The following is a 7,056-nucleotide window of genomic DNA, read 5'->3' as shown; positions in this document are numbered from 1 at the left end:
AGGCCATGGCCGCCTTCGCCGCCGCCATCGCCGACCGCACCCGCTGAGCCCCGCCCCGCCCGACCTCGCCGCCGGGGCGGTCGGGCGTCGCCTCAGCCGTGCGCCGAGGCGACCGCCGAGCGCGCCAGGGCGGCCCGCCGCCGCGCTGCGCGCAGCGTGTCGGTCGTGAGGACGACGAGCGCGAGCCACACCAGCGCGAAGCCCACCCAGCGGGTCGGCGGCATCTCCTCGCCGAGGAGCAGGACGCCGCACAGCAGCTGCAGCACGGGCGTCAGGTACTGCAGGAGACCGATGGTCGTCAGCGGCACCCGACGAGCGGCCGCCCCGAAGAGCAGGAGGGGCACGGTCGTCGCCACGCCCGTGGAGACGAGCAGCGCCGTGTGGACGGGCCCCGCGCTCGTGAAGGTGCCCTCGCCGGCGACCTCCAGCACGACGAGGGCCGCCAGCGCGAAGGGCGCCAGGAGCAGCGTCTCGCCCGTCAGGGACACGAGGGCGGGGGTGCCCCGGCCCACGCGGTTCTTCGCCAGCCCGTACGAGCCGAAGGTGAGGGCGAGGACGAGCGCGATCCACGGGACGCGCCCGTAGTCGACCGTGATGACGCCCACGGCCACGACGCCGACGCCCACCGCCGCCCACTGGGCCGGTCGCAGCCGCTCGCGCAGCAGCAGGACGCCGAGCAGCACGGTGACGAGCGGGTTGACGAAGTAGCCCAGCGACGCCTCGATGACGTTGCCGGACTGCACGCCGTAGATGTACACGCCCCAGTTCGCCGCGATGGTCACCGCGGCGAGGCCCAGCCAGCCCGTGCGGGTGCGGTCCGCCAGCAGCGCGCGCAGGTCGCCCAGGCCGCGCAGCGCGGCGAGGAGGACGGCGCACAGGAGCAGGGACCACAGCACCCGGTGCACGAGGACCTCGACCGACCCCGCCGGGGCGAGCGCCGAGAAGTACAGGGGGAAGGAGCCCCACAGCGCGTACGCCGCGGCACCCATGAGGGTGCCGCGGCGGACGTCGGCGGGGTCGGCTCCCGCGCCGGCGCCGGGAGCGCTCCCGGTGGCCGGCGCGGGAGCGGTGCTCAGCGGACCACCCAGGTGTCGCCGCCCGCGATGAGGGCGTCGAGGTCGGCGTCGCTCGCGGCGCCGCCGGCCTCCGCGCGCGCGGAGTCGACCTGGTCGCGCACGAGGTCGTCGTACGTCGGCCGCGCGACGGCGCGGAAGACGCCGACGGGCACGTGCGCCATGGACGGGCCGTCGAGGCGCGAGAGCGCGAAGGCGCGTGTCGGGTCCGCGGCGGCGGCGTCGTGCACGACGACCTCGCGGCCGGCGGCATCGGCGGCCGGGACGACCTCGACCCCGCCGCCGGGCGCGGTGACGACCACCTTCTGGTCGTCCTCGCGCCCGAAGCGCACCTCCTGGCCGTCCTCGAGGCGGACGAGGCGCGCCTGGGTCTCGTCCCGGTCCTTGAGGACGTCGAAGGCGCCGTCGTTGAAGATCGGGCAGTTCTGGTAGATCTCCACGAGCGACGTGCCCCGGTGCTCGGCGGCCGCGCGCAGCACGGAGGTGAGGTGCTTGCGGTCGGAGTCCAGCGTGCGCGCCACGAAGGTCGCCTCGGCGCCGAGGGCCAGCGACACCGGGTTGAAGGGGGCGTCCACCGACCCGGCCGGCGTCGACTTGGTGACCTTGCCGACCTCGGACGTGGGGGAGTACTGCCCCTTCGTCAGCCCGTAGATCCGGTTGTTGAAGAGCAGGATCGTCATGTTGACGTTGCGCCGCATCGCGTGGACGAGGTGGTTGCCGCCGATCGACAGCGCGTCGCCGTCGCCCGTGACGACCCAGACCGACAGGTCGGGCCGCGAGGCGGCGAGCCCCGTCGCGATGGCCGGGGCGCGGCCGTGGATCGAGTGCATCCCGTACGTGTCGAGGTAGTACGGGAAGCGGGAGGAGCACCCGATCCCGGAGATGCAGACGATGTTCTCCTTGCGGAGCCCGAGCTCGGGCATGAAGCCCTGCACGGCCGCGAGGACGGCGTAGTCGCCGCACCCGGGGCACCAGCGCACCTCGTTGGCGGCGGTGAAGTCCTTCTTCGACAGCGTCGTGCCCTCGGGCAGGCGCGGGACGTCCTCGGTGCCGCTGCGGACGCCGGGCAGGCCGAGCGGGGTGGTGGTCGTGCTCATCGACGGGCCTCCTGGGGGCTCTCGGCGACGGCGCCGGCGGCGGGGGAGGCCGCGGCGGAGTCGTGGTCGGGCAGGGCCGCCACGGCGTCGCGGACGACGTCGAGCAGCTCTCCGGCGCTGAAGGGGCGGCCGCGGACGCGGCCGTGGCTCTGCACGTCGACGAGGTAGCGGGCGCGCAGGAGCAGGGCGAGCTGGCCGCCGTTCATCTCCGGCAGCACGACCCGGTCGTAGGAGCGCAGGGCGTCGCCGAGGCCGGGCGGGAAGGGGTTGAGGTGGCGCAGGTGCGCCCGGGCCACCTGCAGGCCCTCGGCGCGCGCGTCGCGGACGGCGGCGGCGATCGGTCCGTAGGTGGAACCCCACCCGAGCACGAGGACGCGGGCGCGCGTGCCGTCGGGGGCCACGGGGTCGTCGACCTCGAGCGGGGGCACCGCGACGCCGTCGACCTTGGCCTGGCGCAGGCCGGTCATGCGCTCGTGGTTCTCGGGCTCGTAGGAGATCTCGCCGGTGACGTCGGCCTTCTCCAGGCCGCCGATGCGGTGCTCGAGGCCCGGGGTGCCGGGGACGGCCCACGGGCGGGCGAGGGTCTCGGGGTCGCGCAGGTAGGGGCGGAAGGCGGGGCGGCCGTCGTCGCCCGCGCCGTTCGGGCCGGTCGCCTGCGCCGGGTCGATCGCCGGCAGGTCCGCCACGCTCGGCAGCGCCCAGGGCTCCGAGCCGTTGGCGAGGTAGCCGTCCGAGAGCAGGATGACCGGCGTGCGGTAGGTCACCGCGATGCGCACGGCCTCCATCGCCGCCGTGAAGCAGTCGGTGGGGGAGGACGCCGCGACGACGGGCAGCGGCGACTCGCCGTTGCGCCCGTACATCGCCTGCAGGAGGTCGGCCTGCTCGGTCTTCGTCGGCAGGCCCGTGGAGGGCCCGCCGCGCTGGACGTCGACCACGACGAGCGGCAGCTCGAGCATGACGGCGAGGCCGATGGTCTCGGCCTTGAGGGCCAGGCCGGGACCCGACGTCGTCGTCACGCCGAGGGAGCCGCCGAACGAGGCGCCCAGGGCGATGCCGACGCCGGCGATCTCGTCCTCCGCCTGCAGGGTGGTCACGCCGAAGCGCTTCATGCCCGACAGCGCGTGGAGGATGTCGCTCGCCGGGGTGATCGGGTAGGAGCCGAGCACGAGGGGGAGACCGGCCTTGTGGGCGGCCGTCGCGAGGCCGTAGGCGAGGGCGGTGCTGCCCGTGATGTTGCGGTAGGTGCCGGCCGGGTGCTCCGCGGGCGCCACCTGGTAGCGGACGGCGAAGCCCTCGGTCGTCTCGCCGAAGGCCCAGCCGGCGCGGAACGCCGTGAGGTTGGCGTCGCGGATCTGCGGCTTCTTGGCGAACTTCGTCTCGAGGAAGCGCTCGGTCGCCTCGGTCGGGCGGTCGTAGAGCCACGAGAGCATCCCGAGGGCGAACATGTTCTTCGCCCGCTCGGAGTCCTTGCGGGACAGGCCCGAGTCCTTGAGGGCCTCGACGGTCATCGACGTCAGCGGCAGGGCGTGCACCTGGTAGGACTCCAGGCTCCCGTCCTCGAGCGGGCTCACGGTGTAGCCGACCTTCTGCAGGCTCCGCTTCGTGAACTCGTCGGCGTCGGCGATGATCACGCCGCCGCGCGGCAGGTCGGCGATGTTGGCGCGCAGGGCGGCCGGGTTCATCGCCACGAGCACGTCGGGGGCGTCGCCCGGCGTGAGCACGACGTGGTCGGCGAACTGCAGCTGGAAGCTCGAGACGCCCGGGAGGGTGCCCTGGGGCGCGCGGATCTCGGCGGGGAAGTTCGGCAGGGTCGCCAGCGCGTTGCCGAGCGACGCCGTCTCCGCGGTGAAGCGGTCACCGGTGAGCTGCATGCCGTCGCCGGAGTCACCGGCGAAGCGGATGACGACGCCGGCCACCTTCTGCACGGGCGTCGACCCGGGGGCCGACGGGGCCGGGGCGCCGTCCTCGACGCGGGGGGCGGTCGGGGCGTCGGGCGTGGGCGACTCGAGACGCATGACGGCGGCAACACCTCGGGGGTCGGGGTCCATCCCCGGCTTCCCGACCGATCCGCTCGGGAGGCTTCGCCGGCGGGCGCGGTCACGGGGTGTCCGGGACGGGGGGCGTCGTCATCGTAGGCGGGGAACGCCGACCCGCCGGACGGCGTTGTGCTGCGTGAGACGGCGCCCGACCCGGGCCGGCCGTCGCACCACCCTCGGCAGGAGGAGCACGGGTCGTCCATGGGCCACCAGCACTTCAACGGCGTCAAGACCGCCGTCCTCTTCGGCGCCTTCGGCGCGCTCGTCCTCGGCGCGTCGTGGCTCGTCTTCGGGGGCAGCACGCAGGGGCTCCTCATCGGCCTCGTGCTCGCGCTCCTCGTCAACGGCATCTCGTACTGGAAGAGCGACACGCTCGCCATCAAGGCCATGCGCGCGCGACCCGTGAGCGAGGCGGAGCAGCCGGTGATGCACCGGATCGTCCGCGAGCTGTCCGTCGCGGCGGGCAAGCCCGTGCCGCGGCTGTACGTCTCGCCGACGCGGGCCCCCAACGCCTTCGCCACCGGGCGCAACCCGGAGAACTCGGCCGTGTGCTGCACCGAGGGCATCCTCGAGCTGCTCGACGAGCGGGAGCTGCGCGGCGTCCTCGGCCACGAGCTCATGCACGTCTACAACCGCGACATCCTCACGTCGTCCCTGGCGGCGGCGATGGCGAGCGTCATCACCTTCCTCGGCTACGCGGCGCTGCTCTTCGGCGGCAACCGCGAGAACGGCGGCGGCAACCCGGTCGCCGGGATGCTCCTGCTCTTCCTCGGCCCGCTGGCCGCCGGCCTCATCCAGATGGGCATCAGCCGGACCCGCGAGTACGACGCCGACGAGGACGGCGCCCGCCTCACCGGCGACCCGCTCGCCCTGGCGAGCGCGCTGCGCAAGCTCGAGCGGGGCACGAAGGCGGCCCCGCTGCCGCCGGAGCGCGACCTGGTGAACTCGAGCCACATGATGATCGCCAACCCCTTCCGGGCGAAGGACGCGCGCTCGCTCTTCTCGACCCACCCGCCGATGGACCAGCGCGTCGCCCGCCTCGAGGCGATGGCCGGCTACCGAGGCTGACGCCGCCCCACCCCGAGGGCGAGTCGTCGCCTGTTCGCCCCTCGGTGGGGTGGCGGGAGGGCGAGTCGTCGTCTGTTCGCCCCTCGGTGGGGTGGCGGGAGGGCGAGTCGTCGTCTGTTCGCCCCTCGGTGGGGTGGCGGGAGGGCGAGTCGTCGCCTGTTCGCCCGTCGGTGGGGTGTCCGGGGGCGAGTCGTCGCCTGTTCGCCCGTCGGTGGGGTGTCCGGGGGCGAGTCGTCGCCTGTTCGCCCGTCGGTGGGGTGTCCGGGGGGCGAGTCGTCGCCTGTTCGCCTGTCACTGGGGTGCCGGCGTCAGGAGCGAGGGCGAGAGGGGGCTCGTGCCGCAGCTGCTCGGACGAGCGCTACGGCGCGGCCCGGCTCCGCGAGGTCGGCCGCCGTGATCCTCAGCGTCACCCACCCGGCAGCGCTGAGCGCGTGGTCCTGCCGTCGGTCCTTCTCCTGCTGCAGCCTCAGCGCGTGCCAGGCGCCGTCGTAGAGGACGGCGAGCCGGACGCCGACGACGGCGAGGTCTGCTCGGAGGATGAAGGCGCCGCGCTCGTCGCAGATGTCGAGCTGGACGTCGACGTCGACACCGGCCAGCACGAGGACCACCCGGAGGACCGACTCCGGCGCCGACTCGGCGCGCGGGTCGGCGAGAGCGAGCGCTGCGCGGACCCGGACGACGCCGTGGTCCCGGCGTCCCTCCAGCCACCGTCCCAGCCGGGGCAGGTGCACCAGCCCTGCTCGCGCGAGCCCGTCGAGGCGGGCCGTCGCCGAGGGCAGCGACTCCCGGGCGGCGGCGTCGAAGGCCAGGCGCTCGGGTGGCGCGAGCCGCGTCGTCCGCCACGAGCGGCCCGGCCCGGGGGTGCTGCGCGACCGACGGACGCGCACGTCACGACCCACGGGATGCCGGCCGCCCTCTTCGGGGACGACCAGCTCGACGCGGTCGCTCCACCCGAGGAGAGGGACGCCCAGCACGGTGGCTGCGGAGGCGCCGGTCACGAGCGCCTCGGTCGGGAGCACGAGACCCGCCCCCTCCACCCGCAGAGCGTGGTCGCGCGGGACGTCCGCCGGGGCGTACACCCCGGGGACGACGCGCACGAACGAGGGGCCACGCAGCTGCTTCGGCGTCAGGGCGCCCTCGGCGACGGCTTGGCTGCCGATGAAGACGCGGGGGAAGCCGGTCGCGCTCGAGGCCACTCGGTCAGGGTGAGGTCGACGAGCACGGACTGATGGCCGTCGTCCACAGGCTCGTGTCGTCGCCGTGCGGAGCGGGTGGGCGGACGGTGGACGACTCGCCCCACGTCTGGCCAAAGGGGGTGGGGCGACGACGACTTGCCCTCGCCTGGGCCTGATGACGGGCGAACAGGCGACGACTCGCCCTGACGTGGGCGGGCTGGAGGGCGAACAGGCGACGACTCGCCCTGACGTGGGCGGGCTGGAGGGCGAACAGGCGACGACTCGCCCTGACGTGGGCGGGCTGGAGGGCGAACAGGAGACGACTCGCCCTGACGTGGGCCCGCCTGGGTCAGGCGCCGAGGCGCTCGAGCACCTCCGCGCGGGCGAGCGCCCAGCACCGGCTGCGCGGGTCGAGGTGGGCCTGGTGGTCCTCGCCGGGCACGAGCTCGACGCGCACGTCGTCCCCGGCCGCCCGCGCCACGGAGGGGCCCACCAGGGCGACCAGCTCGCCGCGGGTCACCTCCATGTCGAGGGAGTCGACCGCGACGGTGCCGTCGGGGTAGCGCTTGCCCAGGCCGTCGAGCCGGATCATGGCGTCTCCACTACC

The 7,056-nt window shown here is 74.7% G+C and carries 5 protein-coding genes and 1 pseudogene; 1 reads left to right on the top strand and 5 read right to left on the bottom strand.

The window, feature by feature from the left end; translation table 11 throughout:
- Positions 1 to 92: 92 nt before the first annotated feature.
- From rarD to HLB09_RS10710, 3 genes are all read right to left on the bottom strand, one after another.
- A complete protein-coding gene (rarD, locus tag HLB09_RS10720) occupies positions 93 to 989 on the bottom strand; it encodes an EamA family transporter RarD (RefSeq protein ID WP_171203370.1) in 897 nt (298 codons plus the stop codon).
- A gap of 83 nt (positions 990 to 1,072) precedes the next feature.
- The gene (locus HLB09_RS10715; protein WP_171203369.1) at positions 1,073 to 2,170 is read right to left on the bottom strand and encodes a 2-oxoacid:ferredoxin oxidoreductase subunit beta; all 1,098 of its coding nucleotides are present in this window, start codon (positions 2,168 to 2,170) and stop codon (positions 1,073 to 1,075) included.
- Positions 2,167 to 4,185 (bottom strand): 2-oxoacid:acceptor oxidoreductase subunit alpha, encoded by a 2,019-nt coding sequence (locus HLB09_RS10710; RefSeq protein ID WP_171203368.1) that lies wholly within the window; start codon positions 4,183 to 4,185, stop codon positions 2,167 to 2,169. Before HLB09_RS10710 ends, HLB09_RS10715 begins: the two co-directional genes overlap by 4 nt.
- 222 nt (positions 4,186 to 4,407) lie before the next feature.
- On the opposite strand from HLB09_RS10710, the gene htpX reads away from it, so the two are divergent.
- Positions 4,408 to 5,274 carry a zinc metalloprotease HtpX gene (gene htpX, locus HLB09_RS10705; protein ID WP_171203367.1) on the top strand — a complete coding sequence of 289 codons (867 nt, stop codon included), beginning with the start codon at positions 4,408 to 4,410 and terminating at the stop codon, positions 5,272 to 5,274.
- A 308-nt stretch (positions 5,275 to 5,582) separates the two neighbouring features.
- On the opposite strand, the gene HLB09_RS10700 is transcribed toward htpX, so the two are convergent.
- On the bottom strand, positions 5,583 to 6,470 hold the full coding sequence (locus HLB09_RS10700) for an endonuclease domain-containing protein (protein WP_171203366.1): 888 nt from the start codon (positions 6,468 to 6,470) through the stop codon (positions 5,583 to 5,585).
- A gap of 460 nt (positions 6,471 to 6,930) precedes the next feature.
- Positions 6,931 to 7,041, bottom strand: a pseudogene (locus HLB09_RS20385) (ABC transporter ATP-binding protein); the annotation flags it as partial.
- Positions 7,042 to 7,056: the final 15 nt, after the last annotated feature.

The sequence above is a fragment of the Pseudokineococcus marinus genome, from assembly GCF_013004605.1.
Lineage (GTDB): Bacteria > Actinomycetota > Actinomycetes > Actinomycetales > Quadrisphaeraceae > Pseudokineococcus > Pseudokineococcus marinus.
Note: the sequence above shows the minus strand (reverse complement) of the source record. Positions and strands in the feature narration are given on the sequence as shown.

Coding starts and splice junctions, on each gene's coding strand:
- HLB09_RS10710 (WP_171203368.1), bottom strand. CDS start 4,185: ATGCGTCTCGAGTCGCCCACGCCCGACGCCCCGACCGCCCCCCGCGTC.
- rarD (WP_171203370.1), bottom strand. CDS start 989: ATGGGTGCCGCGGCGTACGCGCTGTGGGGCTCCTTCCCCCTGTACTTC.
- HLB09_RS10715 (WP_171203369.1), bottom strand. CDS start 2,170: ATGAGCACGACCACCACCCCGCTCGGCCTGCCCGGCGTCCGCAGCGGC.
- htpX (WP_171203367.1), top strand. CDS start 4,408: ATGGGCCACCAGCACTTCAACGGCGTCAAGACCGCCGTCCTCTTCGGC.